A 25,737-nucleotide genomic window follows, 5' to 3' on the forward strand; every position below is an offset into this window, starting at 1 on the left:
GATTAAAAATCCAAAACATGCTTATGGCTGATTTTATAAAAAGATAGCCATAAAAATGAAACGGGGCTCTACTATGCAAAACTCATTTGACGCTACTGCGACCTTAAACAATCTGGTCGCTGTGGTCGGCCAGCGACATGTATTGACGAACGATAACGATACTCGTCTGTATCGGCAAGGCCGACGTTATGGTTCAGGTGAGGTGTTTGCAGTCGTCACTCCAGGTTCATTACTGGAACAATGGCAAGTATTGCAAATTGCTGTTGCCGCAGACTGTATCGTGATTATGCAGGCAGCCAATACCGGTTTAACTGGTGGTTCAACGCCGTTTGGTGAATATGACCGTCCAGTGATCGTGATAAGTACTCGCCGTCTGGCAGGCATTCAGGTGATCCAGAAAGGCAAACAGGTTGTCTGTTTGCCGGGTGCAACACTTGATGCACTGGAAAAACAGCTAGTGCCATTTAACCGTGAACCGCATTCGGTGATTGGTTCATCCTGTATCGGTGCTTCGGTGCTGGGTGGCGTATGCAATAACTCCGGTGGAGCCTTGGTTCGCCGGGGGCCGGCCTATACTGAACTGGCATTGTATGCGCGTGTGAATGAACATGGCGAACTGGAGCTGGTGAATCATCTCGGTATCCATCTGGGTCACAGTCCGGAAGAGATCCTAAAAAATCTGGAACAGAAACAATATAATGAGCAGGATATCCAGCAGCAGGAACATCGCTGTGCTTCCGATCATCGTTATAGTCAGGATGTGCGTCAGGTCGATGCTGATACTCCGGCACGCTTCAATGCCGATCCAAGTCGTCTGTTTGAAGCCTCTGGTTCTGCTGGTAAAGTTTGCGTATTTGCCGTGCGTCTGGATACTTTTGAAAAGATTCCAAGCCAGGTGTTCTATGTCGGCACTAACTCGCAGGAGGACCTGACGGAAATCCGTCGTTTTCTGCTCAAAGATCTACCGCGTCTACCGATTGCTGGAGAATATATTCACCGTGTGGCTTATGACATCGGTGCGGAATATGGCAAAGACACTTTTATGTTCATTGAAAAATTTGGTACTGCCAAAGTGCCTGCCGCATTTGCCATGAAAGACAAGGTTGATGGAATATTGCAGAAACTGGGGCTACGTGGCTTAAGCGACAAAATTCTGCAAATGATCAGTAAAATGCTGCCATCACATTTGCCAAAACGCATGAATGAGTACCGTGATCTGTATGAGCATCATCTGATTCTCAGAATTGAAAATCAGGATGTGGCACAGGTACAGGCATTCTTTGAAGGGTACTTTAAGGCCCATCCTGACGGGAACTATTTTCTCTGTACCGAAGATGAAGGACGTAAGGCATTTCTGCACCGTTTTGCCGTAGCAGGTGCAGCAATTCGTTACCGTGATACCCATTTAAGTGAAGTGGAAGATATTGTGGCGCTGGATATTGCGCTGCGTCGGAATGACCGCCAATGGGTAGAAACTCTGCCACAGGAGATGGAAGAGCAGATCTTACATAAACTTTATTATGGTCACTTCCTGTGCCATGTATTTCATCAGGATTATATCGTGAAAAAAGGGGTTAATCCGCTGAAAATGGAACATGCCATGTGGAAGCTGCTGGATGATCGTGGTGCGGAATATCCGGCTGAACATAATGTAGGACATCTCTACATTGCCAAACCGGCATTAAAAAACCATTACCAGAAGCTGGACCCGACCAATAGTTTTAATGTCGGTATTGGGCATAGCTCAAAGCTGAAATACTGGAAATAAGCAGAAAAACTGGGAATAACAACAATAATAATATGATCTGGCCTATCTCATGCAGTGCTCGCACTGCATTTTTTTATCTATAAAACATTGGAAAAATACAGGTTGTACGGATGTTGCCATAGATCGAAAAACTACTGATTTAGATCCAGTCTTGGGTTTTAATATGCCAATTAGAAATCATTATTTGATCCTGATACGATAAAATCAACAATAACAATTTTTTAGGAGTCTCTTATGAATTCAAGTATCACCCCGCCACAGCTGCCACGACTGCATGAGCGTAATCAGACTTTGTCTGTATTACATGGCATTTATGCCGGCCTGTTGATCTTTAGTGGTGCAGTATTTCTTTATCTTGAATTTCAGCAAAGAACCGCTTCAACCATTAGCCTTGGATTTGTCATTCTGTTAATGCTGGTATTGATCTATTTCAATATTCAGGCAGCCCTGAAAGTTAAAAAAGGTCAGGGCGAGGGACGCACACTCTCCCGGATTATGGCGGTGCTGATGCTGTTCAGCTTTCCTGTGGGAACTGTGCTTGGTGCAATTGCATTATGGAAAAGTTCGACGAAGCAGTGGAAAGCCTGAATTGACCTGAGAAAGCGATAATTTTATGAAAATGCCATAAACAAAAATAAAAAACACGCTAGAGTAATATGCAACAAGTTGCAAAGCCATAATGAAAGGGAATAGCCATGACAACGACTCGTTATGCAAATATCTTAAAACCGCTTCATCTGGGATTTACCACGATCAAAAACCGGGTGGTGATGGGTTCAATGCATACCGGGCTGGAGGATCGTTTCTATAATTATCCCAAGCTGGCGGCTTATTTTGGCGAGCGTGCCAAAGGTGGGGTAGGTCTACTCATTACGGGTGGCATTTCTCCAAACCGTCAGGGCTGGTTGCTGCCTGCAGGTGGGACCATGAATACCTTAGGGGATATTGCCCCACATCGACTGGTAACACATGCGGTGCATAAACATGGTGCTAAAATCCTGTTGCAAATCCTGCATGCGGGTCGTTATGGCTATCAACCTTTTGTGGTCTCAGCAAGTCCAATTAAATCCCCGATTTCTCCCTTTAAGCCACGCCAGCTTTCAGAAAAACAGATTCTGGATACCATTCAGGACTACGTAAAAACCGCAAGTCTGGCAAAAAAAGCCGGCTATGATGGTGTGGAAATCATGGGTTCAGAAGGTTACCTGATTAACCAGTTCCTGAGTCGTCATGTTAATCAGCGTCGTGATCGCTGGGGTGGTTCGATCGAAAACCGGATGCGTTTTGCGGTGGAAATTGTCAAAGCGATTCGGGCTGAGATTGGTGAAAAATTTATTATCTGCTTCCGTCTGTCTTTACTGGATCTGGTGCATGATGGCAATACCATGCAGGAAGTCATTACCGTCGCTAAAGCATTAGAGAAGGCCGGAATTACTTTACTCAATACTGGGATCGGCTGGCATGAAGCACGTATCCCAACTATTGTCACTTCTGTACCACGTGCCGCTTTTGTCGATTACACGGCGGAAGTGAAGAAAAATGTCACTGTTCCGGTGATTGCCTCTAACCGGATTAATATGCCAGATACTGCAGAAGAAATTCTGGCATCAGGTCAGGCGGACATGGTGCAAATGGCACGCCCTTTACTGGCAGATGCTTTCTGGGTCAACAAAACAGCGACCAACCGTGTTGATGAAATCAATACCTGTATCGCCTGCAACCAGGCTTGTCTGGACCATACTTTTAAAAACAAGCGTGCTACCTGTTTAGTGAATCCGCGTGCCGGATATGAAACTGAATTGGTTTATGTCAAAACCAAAAAACCGAAACGGATCGCCGTTGTGGGTGGTGGAGTTGCAGGCATGTCAGCAGCAACAGTTGCTGCCGGACGTGGTCATGAGGTGACCCTATTCGAAGCCACGAACGATGTCGGTGGTCAGTTCAACCTGGCCAAAGTAGTGCCAGGTAAAGAAGAATTTCACGAAACCATTCGTTATTTTAAGGTGCAAATAGAAAAAACAGGTGTTGAATTACGTCTGAATACCAAGGTCAATCGTGAACAGTTAGAACGAGAAGGTTTTAATGAAGTCATTGTGGCGACTGGTGTAGTACCACGGGCTTTGAAGATTCCTGGTAGTGATGCGCCACAGGTACTGTCCTATAGCGAAGTATTGAATGGGGCCTCTGTTGGTGATCGAGTTGCTGTAATTGGTGCAGGTGGAATTGGCTTTGATGTATCTGAATTTTTACTAAAACCCCCATTGCAACCCCAGCCAATGCCTGTAGATGAATGGAAGCGCGAATGGGGTGTAGATCCAAATCCAAATTATGTGACTGAAGGTGGTATGCAACCTGCGGAGGTTGAGGCACCTGTCCGGGAAATTTACCTACTACAACGTAAAACGACACCACTCGGTGCGGGTCTGGGTAAAACTACAGGCTGGGTACATCGTGCACAATTGAAAAAGCATGGTGTACGTATGTTGCGTGGTGTGCAGTACAAATCTGTATCAGATGAAGGTTTATGGATTGAAGTGGATGGACATGACCAATTGCTACGCGTAGATACTATCGTGGTATGTGCCGGTCAGGAATCAGTGAAAGAAATCATGCCTGTTGAAGGTCAAAAAACTATAGCCAAGTATCATATTATTGGCGGTGCTAAACTGGCGGCAGAGCTGGATGCGAAACGTGCGATTCGTGAAGGTGCTGAATTGGCAGCCAGATTGTAAGGATTTGATGAAACTATATGCAGTTGATTGCATTCACTGTAATTTTCACTTGTCAGTTGAGAAAAAGCTCCGTATGATGGCGCACATGGAAGCGTGGCAGAGCGGTTTAATGCACCGGTCTTGAAAACCGACGAGGGCTTATACCCCTCCGTGAGTTCGAATCTCACCGCTTCCGCCAAATTACAAGCACTGAGCCCTGACATTGTCAGGGCTTTGTTGTTTTTGGAGTTTATGCAACGTAAGCCTATAGTAAACAATAAAAAGTATATTTAACTTATTGAAATCATCTATTTCACCTCTATCTATATAAATAATTTACATTAAAAAGAGCACCTTAATGATGGGTATTCCAGAACAGGAAGAATATAGAACTAGGCTTAAAGAAAGGTTGAAAATTCTACAAAAAAATCTTGAAGCTGGAAAAATTCACGTCGCAGAACATCTAAGAGACTCCGTAACAAAAAGTCTGAGTAATATTAGATATGATGATAAAGGAGAAATCATACTGGAATCGGTAGTTGCCAGTATTAGATCAATGGCATTGGTAGTGGAACAATTAGATACAAGAGATGAGTTAAAAAAGAAATATTCTTTATTTGAAATACAAAATTTATAATTCGACTTTATTTTTACTAATTTTGATCATTTTTATCAGCAGATGTTAAAAGCAAATGTAACACCAGGTTATATTGCCGAATTCTTATCCAGTAAACCAAGCTTCGTAAATTCAATTATTAAGCAACTTCCCGATTTTCTTGAAGCTATTTATGAATTTTGGAGGAATGTAGGCGATATTGCTTATTGGCATATGGAAGATAGTCATGAACAAATAACAGGGGTGTATGGTGGAGATTTATTTCCTGCTCATGATGAAAATATAGCATCAAAATGTGGGATTTATTCAGATACTATTGTGCTACCTGATCCTTTTGTACGATCAAAAATTGTTTTTGAACATTATCCTGATGATAGAAAAGTTTATTACTTAATCAAACATGCTATGAATATTCTAAAATACAGGGATTTAGCATGTGTTGAGAATGGTAAGCCTATCTTACCTGACATGCCTAATTTGGAAGATAATGGTAGAGACTTTCTTAATCATATAGCTAATCTTGATGCACTAATACATGCAGAAAAAATATTCGGTAGAAAGTTTGAGAGTATTGATGAGTTTACAGAGTTCTGCATAAGTTTGGATACTGTTGAAAATACAATTAAGGAAATCAAAGATCCAAATAGAGTGCTATTTGATAGTGAATGGAAAGAACCATTGCATACACAATTTAACAGGGCATTAGGTTCTGATGAAATGAAAGCAATTGGTAGAGGAGAGCCAGGGTTATTAATTTTCAATCAAGCTCTTGGAAGAATGAGTGTAAGTAATGAGCTTTTGCTTAAAGCAAGACAATTATCAGGAACCCCTATCATGGATGTGGAAACATCTTGGAGGTTCTTAAATTGGAAGTTGGAGTATGATGCTGGTCAAGCTCAAGAATACTATCATTCGGGAGATCTTCATATTCTTAAAGGCTTAACAGATTTATCTCAAACAGATTTGCCTTGGCTCGGTAATATTCCTTCGGAATCTTTATTGGAACTTAGAAAACAAGGAGCACTTGAAGAAATTAGAAATATTTTGGGTAACAATATTCAAGAGTTAGTTCATACTAACCCCACGAATTCTTTTAGAACAAGGGATCAAATTTTAGAAAATATTGAAAACAGTTTTGAAAATCATAGAAAAAAACTGGATGAGTTAAAAGCTAAAAATTGGAAATTTGCTGGACATGATATTGGTTCTTGGATTGTAATGGGCGGGATTGAAATTAGTGCTGCTTTGACTGGTACACCTGCATGGGGAGTGGCTGCATTAGTGGCAAATCAATTTCTTGATGCACCTAAGCTAAAAGAAATACCTCACAGATTTCAAAATTTGATTCAACAAAACAAGGAAATACATCAGTCCCCTGTGGGAATGCTTTTTAAAATTAGTAAATCTTAGTAATACAGTTATTGCCTAGTATCATCAATTAGTTTTTGTTGATGTGGTACAGCAATCGTTTCCCTTCCAGTTCATTATAAGACAACATAAGTGGAAAAGCGGCTACTGATTGAGAGATAGTCGCTTTATTCTTTCTATGGGTTTCGACTTTAGCTAAACGCTTTTGAAAGTCTTTTAATACCTTAGCTATTATCGGTATGACCGCAGTTAGCGGACTGCATCTGATCATTTCTTTTTGGCTGCACTAAGAGGAGGGGTAGGCGCAATACAGCTCGTACAGCTTTTGCATCAGGCTCAAGACCTTGGGATCACTCAGACGATAGAAAATCTGTTTACCCTCACGTCGGGTGCCGACCATGTTGGCCTTGCGCAGTACAGTCAACTGTTGTGAAAGTGTAGGTTGATGAATATCAGTGGATTCTTCAATTTCCTGAACATTCATTTCCCTGTCGACCAGGACACATAAAATTTTCAGACGGTCAGGATTGGCCAAAACTTTTAGGGATTGGCTGACGAAATCGACCTGTGAAAAATCAATTTTGGCATTTGCAGCAATCATATCCATAAATGTCCTCGAAACCTTTGATGTAGCCCGTGCAGTTTACACAATTTACCATAAAACTGTTTGATTATTATTTTTTATTATATAATATAAAAAAGTATATTGTATAGGGGTTAATTCATCATGCATGACTTCCTCATCGCATTTATTGGCGGCTTAATGCTCGGACTTTCGGTGGTCGGCTATCTTTACGTCAATGGCCGTATCGCAGGAATCAGTGGTTTGGTTGGGCAGGTATTAAACCCAAAAACCGTATTTAAAACGCCTGCGATCTGGTTTTTATCAGGCTTGATCATCACACCGTTTATTTATGGTCTGTTTGTACAACCTGAAATTGAATTGAATGCCAGCCCACTGATGATGATTATGGCAGGTTTGCTGGTGGGCTTTGGGACACGTTTAGGTTCGGGCTGTACCAGTGGTCACGGAATTTGTGGCATCAGTCGCCTGTCTAAACGTTCTATTATGGCGACCATGACTTTTATGTTTGCAGGTTTTGTCACCGTTTATATTATCCGTCATATCACAGGAGTATTCTAAAATGAAAAATGTGTTTGCCTTTTTATTTGGTGCACTGTTCTCTGTGGGTCTGATGGTGTCGGGCATGTCCAATCCTGAAAAAGTACTCGACTTTCTGGATCTATTTGGTGATTGGGATGCAAGTCTGGCCTTTGTGATGATGGGCGCGATTGCGGTGGCCTTTATTCCTTTCCAGAAAGCGGTACGTTCGGCTCAACCGAAAACAGTATTTAATGAGCCTATTGATTTGCCTAAAAATAATCAGATAGATAAGAAACTGATTACCGGTGCGGTTTTATTTGGTGCAGGTTGGGGTGTTGCGGGCATCTGTCCGGCACCAAGTTTCACCTTGATCGGTTTGGGCCACTATCAAGTGTTATATTTTATTGTAGCAATGCTGGTGGGTGTATGGATTCACCGTAAATGGTCAGGAGCTTAACTATGCAAGACATTTCAATGGAAAAACAGGTACAACAACCGGTTGTGCAAGATTTCTTTGAAGAAAACACCAATACCTTCAGTTATGTGGTGAGTGATCCTGCGACCGGATATTGTGCCATTATTGACAGCGTCCTGGATTATGATGCGGCCTCGGCCAGCACATCGACTACACATGCAGATCATATAATTGCCTATGTTAAGGTACAAAATTTAACTGTTGAGTGGATTCTGGAAACTCATGTCCATGCCGATCATCTGACAGCAGCGCAATATCTCAAGGCAGAACTGGGCGGTAAAATTGCCATGAGCCAGAAGATTTCTGTGGTACAGGAAACCTTTGGTGCAATTTATCATCTGGACATGAAACAGTTTAATGCCCTGCAGCCATTTGACTACCTGTTTGAAGACCATGAGCATTTCAAGATTGGTGAACTGGATGCCTATAACATTCCTACGCCAGGGCATACACCGGCCTGTCTCAGCTATGTAATCGGGGATGCAGTATTTGTGGGGGATACCCTGTTTATGCCGGACTATGGTACAGCACGTTGTGATTTCCCGCGTGGTAGTGCATCGACCTTATTCGATTCGGTACAGTCACTGTATCAGCTTCCGCCTGAAACTCGGATGTTCTTGTGTCATGACTACCTGCCTGCAACACGTCATGACTATGTCTGTGAAACAGATGTACAAACCCAGAAAACCCAGAATATTCATATCCACGAAGGCACCAGTAAAGCAGAGTTTGTTGAAATGCGTCATCAGCGTGATGCTACTTTAAATATGCCTAAACTGATTCTGCCGGCAATCCAGATCAATATGAAAGCAGGGCAATTTCCTGAACCTGAAGCCAATGGTGTGTCTTATTTGAAATTGCCATTGAATTATTTTAAATAATTTTGAGCTGTTTCTTCCGTGAGCCCTGTAACTACAGGGCTTTGCTGTTTATAAGACATGATTATATAAGTGAAATGCCAGCTCATTTATTCCCTTTCTATGCTTCACTTCATTCTGTGCAACACTGCATTTGAGCATCTGGGAGGGAAGAGCAGCTTAGTCTTGATATATTAAAATAAGTATTTAACGATAATAAATAATTTTAAGAACTTAACACGACTTGAATATGCGTGCCCTGCTCTGAGGATCGGATATTCAGTGTACCATTCGCACGTTGAGCACGTATTTTCATACTTTGTAGCCCTATATGCTTGGCTTCTATAATACATTCAGGATCAAAACCGACACCATTATCCTGAATGTTCAGGATTAATGTCTGCTCTGCCTGTTCAAGCCCGATCCTAATCTCGTTTGCCTGACTATGTTTAATAATATTGGTCAGTGCTTCTTCAAGGATACGTGTCAGGGTTAAACATTGCAGAGGTGTGGGTGATGTATTCCATTTATCTGGTATTTGCCAATGTGCAGCAATGTGCAACTCATCAAAAATCTCCATAAAGCGATGACGGGTTGGCGCTACCCATAATATTGGACTATCAGGTATTTTTGCATCCAGACTTGAACCATGATCAATAATCTGGCGTAAATCATTACTTAATAATTTTAAAATCGATAAAAATTTTTCTTTCTCTAAATGATCATTACGGCTAACCAGTTCAATTGAACGAACAATAGAACCACCAATACCATCGTGTAAATCACGAGATAAATTAACGCGTTCTTGAAGACGCGTGTTTTCTAGAGCTAATTGGTATTGAGAATTTAAAGAAGAACTGAGTTTTTGAGTCACATTATCAATTTCATCTTTTAAAGTTTTATTAAATTGTGAAATCACTTTGTTGTTGCGATATAAACGCAGACCTAGTAAAAGCCCTAAGAATAAAGCACTAAATGGTGAAATAAAAGGTGACCAGAATTCATTTTGATAAGTCAGGATTTGATAAGCATCATGAATCGCAACTGGAACAAAAAATGCATGTAATCCTGCCATTAAATACACTTCAATCTGTTTAGATTTATAAGTTAAAAATGGATAGGTGGCATTTTCTAATAAGAAAATAATCATATTAAGGATGAATAAGAACTGAATGGTTTGTTTTAAATATTCATCTGGAATAACAGCGAGTACAGTAGTGACAAGAAGAAAAATATACAAAAGCAGTTTTTCAATTCTAGGAAATTTCAGATTAGCAAAGCGCCAGATTGAAACACAGGAGATCAGAGTATAGGTTGAAAATAGCCAGGCGAGCAGCCTGTCGACCTGAATACTGCTGAGCGGAGTTGAATACAGCAGAAAGAACGAGGTATAGCCGAGCCAGAACAAGACAGCCAGACTGATCCAGAGATATGCTGATTCCTTGCGGTATATAATCCATACCATAAAGTAAAAAATGCCAATAATTACCTCGATTAAAAAACCTATTGCAATCAATGTCTTTTGTTTAAATTGATACTCCTGATAAAGTGGCTGCATCTGGTCATAAGGTCCAATATGTACATGACCTAAATTACCTTCCTGAATCGATGCACTTGCTACATATATCCAGACCGTATTTTCTTTTGCCTTAATAGCAGATATAGGAATTTGCCAAGTACGTGGAATGTTCCAGCTTCGTGATAGTGGTTCAGTTAAAGATTGATCTTTCCAAATTAAATCATCGTTTAAATAGACTTTCCCAGCCATATTGATATGACTGATAACAAGACTTAGAGGGAAGTCGGGTTTATTTTTACAGTCATAGGTCCAATGAATTTTATACCAGGCATTACCACTGTAATCTTTCCAGTGTGAATTAATGAAATCAGGAAAATGCTCAACTTTTGTCCAGCCTGTTGTTGGTCGGTCAACAGGGTTATTAGGAATTGCTTTGGCGATAAAGCTTTCTGTAATGTCCACCTTACATGATGCTGAAGGAAACTCAAGGGGTTGGGCATGCAACTGGCAGGCGAAGAAAAACAGCAGGCATACAATTAAGAGATTAATCGCATAGTGCGTGCAGTATGAATGGCTCTTGACCTGTTGCTCACGCCAAGCTTGCGATAAATATTTTTGATATGACATTCGATTGTATATTTTGATAGAAACAATGCTTCAGCAATCTCTCTATTACTCATCCCCTGAGCGACCAGATTTAAGATTTCATACTCACGTTTAGAGAGTAAATCATTTTGCTCTTGGTTTGAATGCTTTTCTATAGATTCAAAAGAAATATTTTTCAGAATTTGCTGTGCAATAAAGGGGTCGATGGGTGCACCTCCCCGAATGACATTACGTATGGAGAGCAAAATTTCAAAGTCATCACGTTCTTTTAAAAAATAGCCTGTTGCACCTGTATGGATAGCCTGAAGAATAATGTCCTGTGTGCAGCAGGTCGAAATGACGAGAATCGGGAGTTCTGCATTCAGGTGGTGTAAAGTTTGAATGACTTCTAGTCCGGAGCCATCCGGTAAGCCGAGATCGATCAAGGCAAGTGCAAAAGAATATTGATCAATGAAGGTAAGCGCCTGTTTAACTGACTGTGCATAATAAATGACGTCGGAAGCATAGCCCAGTTCTCGCAACAGTTTTTCAGTCCGTTGTTGCATGAAGATATCATCTTCTAAAACCAATATGGGGGCAGGTAATTCCATGTCGTACGTCAGCATCAGATTGATATTTCCCTTAAATCAAAGTGCATTTTATGAAAGAGCATACGCCTGCAAAAAGGGATGCTATTTATAATTCAGTCGTTGTGGTGCTTTATTAATGTAGCCTAAATTTTATATATATGACAAATATTTTTAATACTTCAGAGTGGATATTTTTAACCTACAATTTATGCATTATTTCCTATAACAAATCTCAAATTTCTTTATTCCATTCTATACGCGCAATACACTACTAACATTTTCGCTTGGTTATAAGAGGAATAAATACTGGGAAACATCAAAATGAATAAATGTCATTTCTTTTAACTGACCGAAAATTTTTCCGATTTTGACGGGAGATTTAGAGGGCATTTAGTGTTCTAAACATGACCTAAATCAGATGAATAATTTTGAAAAATACCAATTTTCAGGGATATGTAAAGTTTCTTTTGATTGATGTAATTCATGATAGGAAAACCATGCACTTTTGTAACAGGTGTTTGGATTGAGTTAACTAGGACTGCATTTTAATCTCGTCAATTTTATTAATATAAGATTCTGTTTTTATTAATTTTTTAATTGACATTGAGATGGAAGTCGTTGCATGAGATAGAAGTCATGAATCACATCTACCGTATTATTTGGAATGAAACTTTAGGGGCGTGGGTTGCAGTAGCTGAAAATGTAAAAAGAAAAGGGAAAAGATCAACATCCAAATTGGCATCTACTATTATTTTATCTAGTGTGGCAATGTCACTTGTTATTCCAACCAATGCAATAGCAATAACACCTGTAGTTAATCAAGGGGGAAACCCAGCAAATACGAATGACATTAATGATCTAGATGTAACCATCAATATCAATGCACCAACCGTAAATCCTGTTGGCTCAATCATAGCTGCTGAAAAAGGTTCTAATGGTAGAAATGGTTTTTTAAGAGCCCCGAAACGTGGAGATTCTGGAGGGGATGTTTCAAGCAAAGGGCTTACCATTATTGGTGAACCTTCAGAACCGATTTATGATCTGAAAAATAACACACGGACAGTCATTATAAACTATCAGGATAGTTCAAAAGGTAATGAGATTTATGAATATTCATTTGTTTCTGATTTATCCAATGAAACAGTGGGTGAAAAGAAGATAAAGGTTTATGCAAAAAAGAGTTCGGATAATAATCCACCTAAGTGTATTGGTACGACTGCATTAGTCATAACTAAAGATGCTGATGATAATAATGTGTATAACGTACCTGAATATGATTGGAATTTTGTAGAAGGTGATGCGTCAGAGGGGGTGAGTGCAGCTAATGTAATTATACCAAATAAGACAACAGTAAAAGGTTTTGCTGAAGATGGAACTCGACAAAAAATTACATTGGCAAACAGCACATTATCCTCCTCATCCCAACACCCAGCGGCAGTTTTTTCTATTGTTAAAGGTGGTGATGGTGGAAAAGGTGGTGATGGACAAGCTGCAAGAAGTGGGAGAAAAGGTGGTGACGGTGGGGATGCAGCGGCTACACAGATCATTTCTGAAAACCTCTATATTTCTATAAAAGAAGATGCTGAATTACGAGATATTCGAGAAAATTACAGTCGCCTGACAAATGAAGGAAGTATCGGGATATATGCACTTTCCCAAGGTGGTAAAGGGGGAAATGGTGGATCAGCCCAAATAGATATTGATACAAAAGGTGGAGCTGGTGGACAAGGTGGTAATGGTGGAAATGCCTCAGCTGATGTAAAAAATACACATATAGTCATTAACGATCATTATTCGACAGGTATCGCAGCAATAAGTGTTGCGGGTAATGGCGGTAAAGGCGGGAATGCTTCTGGTGTTGTAAGTCAAGGTGGTAAAGGTTCTACAGCAGGTTTAGCTGGTAATGTTCATGTGGCTGCAGATGAAGATACTCTGATCCATATTAATGGTGCATTTTCAAACGGAATTTTAGCTCAATCAGTTGGTGGTGCTGGGGGTGCGAGTGGAAATAGTGTCGGAATTGTAAGTATTGGTGGTCAGGGCGGAACAGGAGGAAACGCACAAAAAGCATCAGTCGATTCTAAGGCACAAATCACGATAAAAGGCGAGCAGTCCAATGCAATTATTGTTCAATCCATTGGCGGCGGTGGTGGTAATGGTGGTAAATCAATAGGATTAGTTGGACTTGGATCATCAAGCGGAACTGGTGGTGATGGTGATGAAGTGTCTGTGTCCAATGCAGGGTTTCTAAACGTAGAAGGTGATTCATCACATGGTATTTTAGCGCAATCTATTGGCGGTGGCGGCGGTAATACAGGTTTAACTGCTGGAATTGTAAGTTTAGGCGGAAAAGGCAAAAATAACGATAAAACCAGTGGTGGTGGTGGTGATGCTAATAAAGTCACTATAGTCAATAAATCCGCTGGTCGTATTGAAACTTTAGGTGATGCTGCGCATGCAATCGTTGCGCAATCTATTGGTGGCGGTGGCGGTAATGCTGGTTTAGCGGCAGGTCTAGTAAGTTTTGGTGCCAATGGTGGTAAAGGCGGACAAGGTAGTGATGTTGTCGTTTCCAATGAAGGGCAGATCTATACGAATTTTAAGCTTGATAAATCATTACTAACAGTTGAAGAAAAAACCAGATTAGAGAGCTTGGATGGTCAAGAGCAATCTGTTTACGAAAATGAATTAAAAAGGAAGCAAGCCACTTTGCATGCGGGCTCTATTGGCATTTTGGCACAATCCATTGGTGGAGGTGGTGGTAATGGTGGTAAAGCCATAAGTGCTGGAGCATTTGTAAGTGCTGCCTTTGGTGGTAAAGGTGGTGCTGGTGGTAATGCAGGTGATGTATTAGTTAAAAATGGCAATACTGAAAACGTACCTTCAGTTATTTCGACATATGCCAATAATTCTAATGCAATTAAGGCACAATCTATTGGTGGTGGTGGTGGTAATGCTGGATATGCTGTTTCTGCAACTGGCGGAGACGGTTTCAGTATTAGTTTTTCTATGGGAGGAGAAGGTGGAAGTGCTGGTACCTCTGGAGATGTCACTGTCGAGAACTTGAGTGGAGATATTTATACAGAGGGTGATCGTTCAGCCGCAGTAGTTGCACAGTCCATTGGTGGCGCTGGCGGTGAGGCTGGTTTGGCTGGATCAGGAGCAGGTTCAGTTGGTTTTAGCCTTGGATTAAGCTTAGGTGGTAAAGGGGGGCAAGGTGGTACATCAGGCTCAGTGACAGTGAATAATAATAGTGTCATTCAAACGAAAGGCGCAGACTCATCAGCTATCGTTGCACAATCGATTGGTGGTGATGGAGGTATGGGTGGCGCTGCCTATAGCTTTAGTGGTGGTTTATATGCAGCAGCTATAGGGCTGGGTGGTGAGGCTGGTCAGGGTGGAGCAAGTAATAATACTAGTGTTCTCAATAGTGCAGACATATTTACATCAGGTGCGAGCTCATCAGCTATTATCAGCCAGTCTATTGGGGGAAGTGGTGGTCATGCAGGTACAGCAATCACAGGTGCTTTAGGTGGTTTTAGTGGAGGATTATCTATTGGGGGGGAATCTTCAATAGGTGGAGCAGCTCAAAACGCTAGCGTTATCAGTCGTGCAAAAAAAATAATCACTGAAGGAGATAATGCCACAGCCATTATTGCGCAATCAATTGGGGGTGATGGGGGTAATGGTGGTAATGCCATAGGTGTATCAGGTTCTGCTATGGCTGGTGCGGGTGTCGGTGTTGGCGGAACTGGTGGCCAAGGTGGAACGGCCGGTAAAGTGGATGTGCAAATCGGAAACGATACCACAGGTATTGATGGAATTATTGCGACTCTTGGAAATAACTCGGGCGCTGTTTTAGCGCAGTCAATTGGTGGTTCAGGTGGTAATGCGGGCTATGCAATTGGTGTCGGGGTAAATGTAAATGCGGATGGTGGTGTGGCTGCTGGTATTGCTCTTGGTGGTCAGGGAGGTAAAGGGGGGAATGCCGACGAAGTAAATTTGATCTCCTATCACAAAATATATACTGAAGGTGATAACGCTAATGCTTTAACTGCTCAGTCTATGGGTGGTGATGGCGGTAATGGTGGTATGGCATTAGGGGTGGCCGCGACAGGGTCGTTGGCAGGAATCGTTAATTTAGGTGGACTACCATCTGTAGCACTTAGCACTGCAGTTGGCGGAAAAGGTGGAACAGGTGGTGTTGCAAAACTCGTCCAACTAAGCAGTCATAATACCGTTATAACACAAGGTGATAACTCAAATGCCTTACTTGCACAGTCACTTGGTGGTGGTGGTGGCAGTGGAGGTTTTTCTGGAGCATTTAGTTTGAGTGCTTCACAAGCTGGTGCTATTGCTGCAAATGTGGGCGTGGGTGGTACTGGTGGAGACGGTGGTACAGCAGGTCAAGTTATTGTTAATTCGTTGAGAGATATTAGCACCTCAGGTGAAAACTCAACTGCTATTTCAGCTCAATCTATTGGTGGTACAGGGGGGCAAGGCGGTATGTCCTTAGGTGTTTCTGTCGCAGCAAGCGGTGGATCATCTGTCAATCTAGGTGCAAGTATTGGTGGCGATGGGGGCAATGGTGCAACTGCCCAAAGTGTTGTAGTAAATAGTAATAGTAATATTTCAACTTCTGGCGATTTCTCTCATGCAATTTTAGCTCAATCCATCAATGGTAATGGTGGTAATGGCGGTAATGCGATTAATGGCACATTGGCTCATTCTCGAGGGGTAAGTGTTAATGCATCTGTATCTGTAGGTGGAGAAGGTGGCGGTATCGCTACATTCAAGAAAGAAGATGGAACAGATATTAAGAATGCAAATGGACATTTTGTATTTCTACAAAACGGTCAAGAAATATATAGAAATTTAAGTGGTCATCGAGTTGATCAGGATGGAAAAGAACTTGATGGTTCAGGTCGCTATATAGACCAAAATGGATATCAAATCACTGCCGACGGGCACTTCATTTTAAATGACGGTAAAATTGTTGATGCTGAAGGGCGCGAGCGAGATGAGAAAGGTAATTATCTAGTTGCAGGAAAACGGTATAACGATCAAGGTTTTGAGGTGACATCAGAAGGTTACGTTGTGACAGCTCAGGGCAATGTGAATGAAGTGGGGAACAGGGTCGATGCTAAGGGAAATGAACTCGTAGAAAATCAAAATGTTATTCACATTGATCAGAGTCAATGGCGAAGTACTGATCTCACAACTATTAATCCAATTAATGATTTTGAAGCCAAACGCGTTTTAACAACTGTAGATCAATACGAGGGCGATTGGAAAAACTATTTAGCATCAATTTTGACTGAGAAGTTAGAGCGAGAAAAAAATTTAAATAATGTCATTGTCAACGTGGGGAAAAAAACTGCAACTACTGATTCAATTAAAAATATCGTTACAACTGGCAGTAATGCAGATGCAATTGTCGCTCAGTCGATTGGTGGTAATGGTGGGACAGGTGGATTAAGCATTAATGGTGCTTTAGCATTTGGTCAAAGCACGACGAACTTAGGCGTTGCCGTTGGCGGTGGTGGCGGTGGTGGCGGTGATGGTGGTGTGGCAGGCACCGTTGTTGTTGAAAATACAAATACCCATATCCATACTTCGGGTGAGAACTCGAGTGCAATTAGCGCTGAATCTATTGGGGGCAATGGTGGTAAAGGTGGAACATCTTTTAACTTGGCAGGTGCTAGCACCACTGTAGAATCAGTTTCTTTGACTGCTAGTGTCGGTGGCGGTGGCGGTAAAGGTAATGAAGCTGATGATGTGTATGTGAAATCAAACAACCTACATGATCTTGAAAAATTAAATTTAGATATTTCTGAAACTAACCCAATCACCATATTGACGCAAGGTGATCTTTCGCACGGAATTAATGCCAAATCCATTGGTGGCGGAGGTGGACAAGGTGGATTTGCCGGTAATCTTTCACTCAATTATAGCAGTGGAGCAACAAATTCCTTATCCGCTAGTGTGACTGTAGGTGGTGATGGTGGTGAAGGTAACTCTGCTGGTGATGTAGTCGTTGAAAGCTATGACAACATCGTTACCTTAGGTAAAAATGCGGTTGCAATCAAAGCTGAATCGATTGGTGGCGGTGGTGGCAGTGGCGGAAATGCATTAGAGATCGATATTGATGCAACAAAAGGTATGGGCATTGATCTTGGGCTAACCTTAGGTGGTGATGGCGGTAAGGGGAATACCGCAGGTGAAGTGAATGTAGACTCTAATGGTCACATCATTACAAAGGGCGACAATTCACATGCCGTATACGCCAAGTCAATCGGTGGTGGTGGTGGTGACGGCGGTTTTGCTGTATCAGGCTCACTTTCTTCAAATGAAGTATCACTCCAAGCCAATATTACAGTTGGGGGCTTTGGTGGAGAAGGAAATACAGCCGATACAGTCATGGTTAAACGCACAGGTCATATTTCAACTGAAGGAAACGAATCTGTTGGGATTTATGCACAATCTATCGGCGGAGGCGGAGGTGATGGTGGTATAGCAATCAGTGCGAATGTCGCCGAAGCAGATGCTTTTCAAGTCGGATTCAGCTTAGGTGGCATGGGGGGCGAAGGTGCATCTGCTGGAAATGTTGATGTTAGGAATAAAGGCTCTATAAGTACATATGGCATTAAATCCCAGGCTATTAAAGCCCAATCGATTGGTGGTGGTGGTGGTAATGGCGGTGCAGCAGCTGCCTTTAATATTAAAGGACTGAGTGTCGAAAATAATTACGTCCTCACGAGTGCTGTTGGTGGTTGGGGCGGAGATGGTGGTCAAGGGAATCAAGTCATCGTGACGAATGTGGGTGATTTATCTACAACAGGCCATTTATCACAAGGTATTCTTGCCCAATCCATTGGCGGAGGTGGTGGTGATGGTGGAAGTGCTTTTGCAGGGACATTATCTTTACCAACTGTTCAAATCAGTGAAAAGCCGAAATCGACATTGGCGCTCACATTTGCATTAGGTGGTTTTGGTGGTGATGGAAATACTTCTGATGAGGTTGCAGTTACGCAAATCGGTCAGATCACCACATTAGGTGATAATGCAAGTGCAATTCAAGCTCAATCGATTGGTGGTGGTGGTGGTAATGGAGGAAACTCTGAAACCATGTCAGTTCAATTTGATTGTAATGATCAGTGTAAAGAGGCTCTCGAATCGAAAGGTGTCGTTATTACACCACCTAAAATGTTCTCAGCTAGTGTGGGTGGTTTAGGTGGTTCAGGCAATCATGCTAATAGTGTATTCGTTAATAATAATGGCGTGATTCGTACCCAAGGTCAGGCGTCACATGGTATTTATGCTCAATCTATTGGTGGTGGTGGTGGTGATGGTGGTAAATCAATCACAGATCGTCAAGAGCAATTACCATATATGAACGGTGCAACCTTATCGGTAGGTATCGGTGGTTATTACGGATCAGGAGGTAATGGTGGAGATATCAATATTAATCATATTGATTCAATTATAACTCTTGGTGATAAATCCAAAGGTATTTTTGCGCAATCCATTGGCGGCGGCGGCGGTAATGGTGGGGATGTAAATGGCTCTAAAATTGGTGTTGGTGGCGGTGCTTTCCAAGAAGAATTAAGTGATCTAGTGGCTTCTATCGAGGATAAATTAGATTTCCTAGGTATAGAGTTATCTGATGCAATCAAGGGTTCAGCGGGTAATGGTGGAACGGTTAATATTAAAACCACAATTAAAGAAGATGCTGAAAAAATTGTATTTAAAACTACAGATGAGACAGAATTTACTTTAGAAAATTTCATTCAGACTCAAGGTGCTTTCTCAGATGCAATCTTTGCCCAGTCTGTCGGTGGGGGTGGTGGTATTGGCGGAACTGTTACAGGTGGCACGCCAGCACTAACTTACAGCGTTACTTACGGTGAAGAACAACAAACGGATGAAAATGGAAATGTAATAACTGTACCAAAAAAACATGAAATAACCCTGAAAAAAGCATCAAGCGGACTTTTAGCACTTGGCGGTGATGGCGGTGATGGTGGCGATGGGGGCGAAGTCAATGTAAGTAATGCATTAGATTTATATACATTTGGCCATGCCTCACGTGGTATATACGCTCAATCGATTGGCGGCGGCGGCGGTGCCGGTGGCGATTCGGATGGTAAAGCCTTCGTTGGTATAGGTGGCGCTGGCTCTATGGCGGGTAAAGGAAATACCGTGAATGTTGTTAATACTGGCTCAATATTTACGCAAAGTGACTTATCTGAAGGTATTTTAGCTCAATCTATCGGCGGTGGTGGTGGTACTGGAGGCAGTGTCGAGCAAGCCGTTTTAGCTTTAGGTGGCGGTTCTCTAACCAGTATTATCAATGGGTTGGGTGCGAATTTAGAAAATGCTATTGGTCAAGACGGCGGTCTAGTTAATGTCAAGACAGGATCATCAGATAAAGAAACTGTCATTGCTACTAAAGGGAAAATATCTTCTGCGATTTTAGCCCAATCGATCGGTGGCGGCGGTGGTATCGGTGGTTCTGCTAGTGGATTGATTTCTATTGGTGGAGCTGGTGCTGCAGCAGGGCATGGCGGTAAAGTTTTAGTCAATAATTTCTCACATTTACTTACTAGTGGTGAAGCGTCATCGGCGTTAGTTGCGCAATCCATTGGTGGTGGTGGTGGTGTCGGTGGTAGTAGCGATGCTGGTAAAGAAGATGGTGAATCTAAAAGTGCAATAGTATCAATTGGTGGTAATGGCTCTAGTGGTGGTGATGGTGATGAAGTCAATGTTTTCAATCAGTCAGTTATTGAAACAACAGGTTTAGCATCTAAAGGTATTTTGGCACAGTCTATTGGCGGTGGTGGTGGTCAAGGTGGAAGTACAGCAGGCTATGATACAGATGAATTTCGTGAAAAAATTGCCTCTATAGGATTGGGAAGTGGTGTAAACAAAATTTTATTCAAGCCATTCGATCTGTTAGATACTATTTCCAATAAATTGTCTGGTTGGGCTGCTCCATTAATCAACGATATGCTTATGCATGGTGAAATTGCCGGTGGTAATAGTAAATTAGTTTCAGTCGACACAGGAGCTGACAGTGTTGTCATTACACGCAATGATGCTTCTGATGCAATTGTTGCACAATCCATTGCAGGTGGTGGTGGCACATCAGGCAGTAGTGCTGGGTTAATTGTGGCAGGTGCGTCTAGTGGTGCATTTGGTCAAGCAGGTAGTGCAAAAGTTACTAATTTAGGTGATGTATTTACATTAGGTCATAACTCTAATGGTATTGTTGCGCAATCCATTGGTGGTGGTGGTGGTCTCACTAGTGGTATTGATCAAATTGCACAATTTACCCAACTTGGTGCAGAAGATGCTCAAGGTTTGGCGAGTAACGTTGACGTCCTAAACGCTGGTAATCTGATTTCAATAGGTAAATTATCACAAGCCATTATTGCTCAATCTATTGCAGGTGGCGGTGGTGTGACTGGTCTGAGTAATCAATTAGTACTTGGTGGCTCGAATAACACTGGAAGCGATGCTAAAGAAGTTGATGTAAAAAATACGGGTTACATTAAAACGACAACCAATGGATCATCAGCGATTGTTGCCCAATCTATTGGCGGCGGTGGTGGTTTTGCTGCTGGTGTTGTAAATGGCAATGTGTCAGCAAATAATGGTCAAGGTAATAGTGCGAATGTCAATATTACGGTTGGTACTCAAAACGCAGCACGACTTGAGGCAGCAGACACCGAGCAAACACCAACGGGCATTACGACGATGGGTAATTATGCTCATGGTATCATTGCTCAATCGATTGCAAATGGTGGTGGATATACCAATATTATCGATGAAGATGGTGAAGTGACTGGATACGCTACGCTGAGTAGCAATGATTTAACAGGCAGTACGTCAGGTCAAATCATCATTAATCAGCATGATAGTATTGTCGCGACTGGTGTCGGTTCGCAAGGGATCTTGGCTCAAAGTACTGGCTATAATGCAGGCACAATTATCATTAACAACACTGCAGATGCTCTCATTCGTGGTGGATCAGCTGATGGTGCTGCTATTAGAATAATTGATGGTCAAAATAATGAAATCAATAATGCGGGTATTTTGACAGGATCAGCATCAGATAATCACTTTGGCCAATACTTATTGGGTCAACATGATTTGATTGATATTGGATTCTTAAATGCCAATGCTATTACAGCAGGCAATGCAGAAGACACGATTAATAACACTGGTTTTATTACGGGTAATTTGAACCTAGGTCATGGAGAAAATGCCTTAAATAATACGGACAATGGTTGGATACTTTCAGGCAATTCCATCGTTGTTAATGGACTTGCTCAAAATGCTGCAAATTGGGCTGTTTCTGGCGTTAATCTTGTAGGTCAGACAGACCTCACTGGAGACTTTACTCAGAATCAAGATGGCACATTCTTCTGGGATTGGAATTTTAAATCTGCAGTCAGCAATCCAAATGCAAGATTAGGGGTGTTAGCGACGAGCGCACCTAACTATGATGTGTTGAATGTCTCAGGAGATGCGATATTCAATGGCGAACTCTCTATCAACATTATGGATTCTGGTTACGTGAAACCTGGTGATTTTGTGCTTGATTTTATCAATGCCAAGTCAGTTGATATCAGTGCTTTAAAGCTGGATGCGGTTGCTTCAGCTGTCGCTAAATATAACCGTAGTGTCATTGATGGTCGTGGAGCGATTGTTGCTGAAATTGATTTTGCGCAAAAAGGCTTAAGTAAAAATGGGTTAAGTCTCGGTGAAGCCATTAATCAGATTCAGTTAAATGAAGTAGCAACCTTTAGACCTGTTGCAGCTCCATTATTCTATCGACCTGACCTGGCAGCATTACAAGACACTTATAATTTATTGAGTGGTGAAGGTGTTGTCGCAAGCCAACAATTATACTTCACGCAAAATGCAGGGGTAATGTCAGATCTTTCAACGCATATGGATTTTTGGCGTTCAAAATCTGTACATGATCAAAATGGTGGATTTGCTACAGTCAGCTGTTCAGCTGAAAATGAAGCTGGTTCTGCACGTACAGATGTGAAAAATTGTCTGGAAGACAATAAATGGAGCTTATGGCTCGCAGGTCACAATGGTGAGCAGGAGCAACGTGGCAAAACATCTTCAGGCATGGCTAATGTGAACAGTGATAGCTATCGTACCATGGTAGGGCTAGATGTTGCTGTGACACCGAATACGCTGATTGGTGTGGCATATAGCAATGGTAAAACTCAATACGAAGTTCAGGACCGTTTAACCACAGGTTTGATGGACTTTGAAGGGGTGAATATATTCGCTTCACATCGTATCCAGGATTCATACGTAAAAGCATTGATCGGATATGATCGAGTTTCAACCGAAGTCAATCGTTATGCATTCATTGATCCCGCTCTAGATCCAATTGTTCAAGTCGCAGGCGTTGAAAATAATCTGACTGGTGAAGCTAAGGCAGATGCGTACAGCCTGCGTTTAGAGACGGGGCGTCTCTTTGAATTGGATGGGATAAATGTGACTCCGTTTATTGGAGCGCAGTATACCCAACTTGATTCAAAAGCATTCCGCGAGTCGGCGCGAGAAAGTACAGATCCATTGGCTTTACAATATGAAAAGTCGAGTGTCTACAGCGCGCCGTTGTTCATCGGAGCACAGTTTGATAAAAACTTTGTCTTTAGTGAAGGTGTGATTCAGCCATATGCGCGTTTTGCATTGAGTCATGAGTTGTCTAGCACACGAGAAATGGATGCAAGTTTTGTGTCTGCTCCTGGTTATATCTTCAGGACACAAGGTGGAGAACCGCAACGTAATAGTTTTGATATGAATGTGGGCTTCAAGATGACGTCTATTACCAATCTGTCCATTTTTGGTCAGTACTATGGCAAGTATGCTTCATCAAGTTCGAGTGATCAAGGCGGAAGTATCGGTTTGGAACTGAACTGGTAAAAGATGAGTTAATAAAAAACCGGCTTAGGCCGGTTTTTTATTAAAAATAAATCTTTAAAATATCAATAATTAAGAGTTATGTTCTTTTGTAGAGTTCTTATAAAAATTTATATATTTCCTGAGTATTTACCCATTAAATAAATAGCTTTAATGACAGTAAGTTATATTCCTAATGACAATATTATTATTTGACCTCAATTTTCACTAAAGCCAAAGCGATCCTGTCCACATGCTGATAAGCCGGTTGTTCTAATTCTTCTCCAAAGATGTCCGGATCAATCTCTTCATAAGACCAGCGGATATTTTTATACTGTTTCATTAAATTTTCTAAATGCTCTAAAAAACGATTGCCCTCCTGAGTAACGGTAACGCCTGTATATAAGAATAAACATCCATGCGGATTAAGATGCTGAACACCTTCTTTTATGATGCGAAAAGAGAGTGCATTGCCATCTAGCTCATCACCGCCATGCCGATATTGACGTTGATGGGGGTCGATTAAGTAAGGGGGATTGGCAAAAATCAGGTCAAACTGACCTTGCAGATTTGCAAATAAATTACTATGGACTGGATGGATTTTTTTAAAGCCAGCAAAGTCGATATGAATTTGGCTATATAACAGGGCTTTCGGATTAAGATCCGCGACAACCAATTCATCATAATCTGGGAAATATTTTGCGATACTGAGGGCAGCTGCCGAAGTACCACAACATAATTCAACCGCACGTTTCAATGGATTAGATCGGCTCGTCAGATATTGCTTCAAGTGATAGGCAAATCGATAAGTATCTGGGCCAAAAAATACTGCATCTTGTTCTATGGTTGGAAAAGCAGAGTGAATAAATAATTCATTATCGAGTGAAGCTACCCGTACCTGACTTACATATTGATTTTCATGAACTTGTAGAAGCTGATATTCTTCAAGTATGGAAAAAAGAGCAGGATCAAGATCTGTTTTTTTAAATCCAAGATTCCAGCCAAATATATCCTTTAGCGTAATTTCTGTGTTTAAATCATTTTGTTTGCGATTCAGAATCCGCTGATGGGAAAGTGGAGTAATTGCAGTAAATTGATAGTCTTGTTGTTTTAAGAAGTTTAATAAATAAAGTAAAGCCTGCTGTTGGCTGGTTTTTATATCTAAGATCTGGTTCATAAGGGTTTTCTCTTCTGATTCTTAGAAAATATCAAGTAATCAATTAGTTGAGCTTTTAATGAGAAATGACTTGAAGGGTAGTCATGGTAAACTGCTAAGCTGCTTCGTGCGTGATAGACATTTGCTTAAAATGGCTAAGCTTGATATTCGCTGAAAATGGCAAGGACTTAGGTAAAGAAGTGCTGTGGATTGGTATGATTTATTTTTGTCTGTAATCAGTTTGAATAGATAGAAATAAGTTAGCTATATAAAAATAAGGGCTATTCACCTTGCAGATTAATAGCCCTTTAGAACTAAAAGTGATAAAAATCTTAGTCCTTGACTTCCGGCAAATCAAACCAGATCACATGAGCTTCATCCAAAGCTCTCACGTCCACTTCATCCAGAAAAGCGATTGCATCACCTGCATTGACTGTGTATTCGGCAATCTGTACTGAACCTGAAATCACATGCACATAGTTAATATGCTGAGTGGCTTTGATTGTTAAAGCTTGATCTTTTTCGATCACAGCAGTTTTCACTTCAGCATTCTGGCGAATATGCATCGGTGCATTGTCATTTGGACCACAAATGAGATGCCACTGATTCGGTTGTTCATGTGGATCTAGCTTAATTTGCTGATAGTTCGGTTGTGCATCATGCTCGTTTGGCATGATCCAGATTTGTAGCAAATGTACCTGTTCATCACCTTGGTTCATTTCACTATGGCGAACACCTGTACCGGCACTCATGAGTTGCCATTCACCAGCAAAAATCCCGCCGTGATTGCCCATGCTGTCCTGATGGGTAATGGTGCCTTTAAGTACACAGGTCAGGATTTCCATATTGTCATGCGGGTGTTGACCAAAGCCTTGGCGAGCATCGATCAAGTCATCATTAATCACACGCAGTGCGCTAATACCCATATATTTAGGATTATACCAGTTACCAAATGAAAAGCTGTGTTTAGATTCCAGCCAGCCCATTTTTACGTGACCACGGTCTTCGCTTTTATGCAGGAAAGCATCCATTTTTCATCTCATCTATTTTTTT

The 25,737-nt window shown here is 41.5% G+C and carries 14 protein-coding genes and 1 tRNA gene; 10 read left to right on the forward strand and 5 right to left on the reverse strand.

From position 1 onward, the window contains the following. Positions 1–73: 73 nt before the first annotated feature. From dld to IHE35_RS04590, 6 genes are all read left to right on the forward strand, one after another. Positions 74–1,768: a D-lactate dehydrogenase gene (gene dld / locus IHE35_RS04565; protein WP_242789489.1), complete on the forward strand. Its 1,695-nt coding sequence runs from the start codon at positions 74–76 to the stop codon at positions 1,766–1,768. Between the two features lie 234 nt (positions 1,769–2,002). Beyond that, positions 2,003–2,356 (forward strand): hypothetical protein, encoded by a 354-nt coding sequence (locus IHE35_RS04570; RefSeq protein ID WP_242789490.1) that lies wholly within the window; start codon positions 2,003–2,005, stop codon positions 2,354–2,356. Between the two features lie 107 nt (positions 2,357–2,463). Then, a complete protein-coding gene (locus IHE35_RS04575) occupies positions 2,464–4,500 on the forward strand; it encodes an NADPH-dependent 2,4-dienoyl-CoA reductase (RefSeq protein WP_242789491.1) in 2,037 nt (678 codons plus the stop codon). Between the two features lie 87 nt (positions 4,501–4,587). Beyond that, a tRNA-Ser gene (locus IHE35_RS04580) sits at positions 4,588–4,678 on the forward strand. A gap of 159 nt (positions 4,679–4,837) precedes the next feature. Next, entirely contained in the window at positions 4,838–5,116 is a 279-nt protein-coding gene (locus tag IHE35_RS04585) for a hypothetical protein (RefSeq protein WP_242789492.1), read from the forward strand. 42 nt (positions 5,117–5,158) lie between these two features. Further along, positions 5,159–6,505, forward strand: coding sequence for a hypothetical protein (locus tag IHE35_RS04590; protein ID WP_242789493.1), 1,347 nt, complete (start codon positions 5,159–5,161; stop codon positions 6,503–6,505). 244 nt (positions 6,506–6,749) lie between these two features. Here the strand turns inward: IHE35_RS04590 and IHE35_RS04595 are convergent, their stop codons facing one another. Beyond that, positions 6,750–7,070 carry a metalloregulator ArsR/SmtB family transcription factor gene (locus IHE35_RS04595; protein ID WP_242789494.1) on the reverse strand — a complete coding sequence of 107 codons (321 nt, stop codon included), beginning with the start codon at positions 7,068–7,070 and terminating at the stop codon, positions 6,750–6,752. A 120-nt stretch (positions 7,071–7,190) separates the two neighbouring features. Between IHE35_RS04595 and IHE35_RS04600 the strand changes: the two genes are divergently transcribed. From IHE35_RS04600 to IHE35_RS04610, 3 genes are read left to right on the forward strand one after another with little or no spacing between them, the layout of a single operon-like run. Next, positions 7,191–7,607 carry a YeeE/YedE thiosulfate transporter family protein gene (locus IHE35_RS04600; RefSeq protein ID WP_242789495.1) on the forward strand — a complete coding sequence of 139 codons (417 nt, stop codon included), beginning with the start codon at positions 7,191–7,193 and terminating at the stop codon, positions 7,605–7,607. 1 nt (position 7,608) lies between these two features. Continuing rightward, the gene (locus tag IHE35_RS04605; protein WP_242789496.1) at positions 7,609–8,025 is read left to right on the forward strand and encodes a DUF6691 family protein; all 417 of its coding nucleotides are present in this window, start codon (positions 7,609–7,611) and stop codon (positions 8,023–8,025) included. 2 nt (positions 8,026–8,027) lie between these two features. Further along, positions 8,028–8,924 carry an MBL fold metallo-hydrolase gene (locus tag IHE35_RS04610; RefSeq protein ID WP_242789497.1) on the forward strand — a complete coding sequence of 299 codons (897 nt, stop codon included), beginning with the start codon at positions 8,028–8,030 and terminating at the stop codon, positions 8,922–8,924. Positions 8,925–9,126: 202 nt separating this feature from the next. Here IHE35_RS04610 and IHE35_RS04615 read toward each other — a convergent pair whose 3' ends face one another. Beyond that, on the reverse strand, positions 9,127–10,881 hold the full coding sequence (locus IHE35_RS04615) for an ATP-binding protein (RefSeq protein ID WP_242789498.1): 1,755 nt from the start codon (positions 10,879–10,881) through the stop codon (positions 9,127–9,129). A gap of 74 nt (positions 10,882–10,955) precedes the next feature. After that, positions 10,956–11,630, reverse strand: coding sequence for a response regulator transcription factor (locus tag IHE35_RS04620; RefSeq protein WP_242789499.1), 675 nt, complete (start codon positions 11,628–11,630; stop codon positions 10,956–10,958). 600 nt (positions 11,631–12,230) lie between these two features. Between IHE35_RS04620 and IHE35_RS04625 the strand changes: the two genes are divergently transcribed. Then, positions 12,231–23,552 carry an ESPR-type extended signal peptide-containing protein gene (locus tag IHE35_RS04625; RefSeq protein WP_242789500.1) on the forward strand — a complete coding sequence of 3,774 codons (11,322 nt, stop codon included), beginning with the start codon at positions 12,231–12,233 and terminating at the stop codon, positions 23,550–23,552. Between the two features lie 184 nt (positions 23,553–23,736). Here IHE35_RS04625 and IHE35_RS04630 read toward each other — a convergent pair whose 3' ends face one another. Beyond that, complete coding sequence (locus tag IHE35_RS04630) at positions 23,737–24,705, reverse strand: class I SAM-dependent methyltransferase (protein WP_242789501.1); 969 nt, start codon at positions 24,703–24,705, stop codon at positions 23,737–23,739. A gap of 311 nt (positions 24,706–25,016) precedes the next feature. After that, positions 25,017–25,715: a pirin-like bicupin family protein gene (locus IHE35_RS04635; protein ID WP_242789502.1), complete on the reverse strand. Its 699-nt coding sequence runs from the start codon at positions 25,713–25,715 to the stop codon at positions 25,017–25,019. Positions 25,716–25,737 lie beyond the last annotated feature (22 nt).

The sequence above is a fragment of the Acinetobacter sp. ASP199 genome (assembly GCF_022700675.1).
In the GTDB taxonomy this organism is placed as follows: Bacteria; Pseudomonadota; Gammaproteobacteria; order Pseudomonadales; family Moraxellaceae; genus Acinetobacter.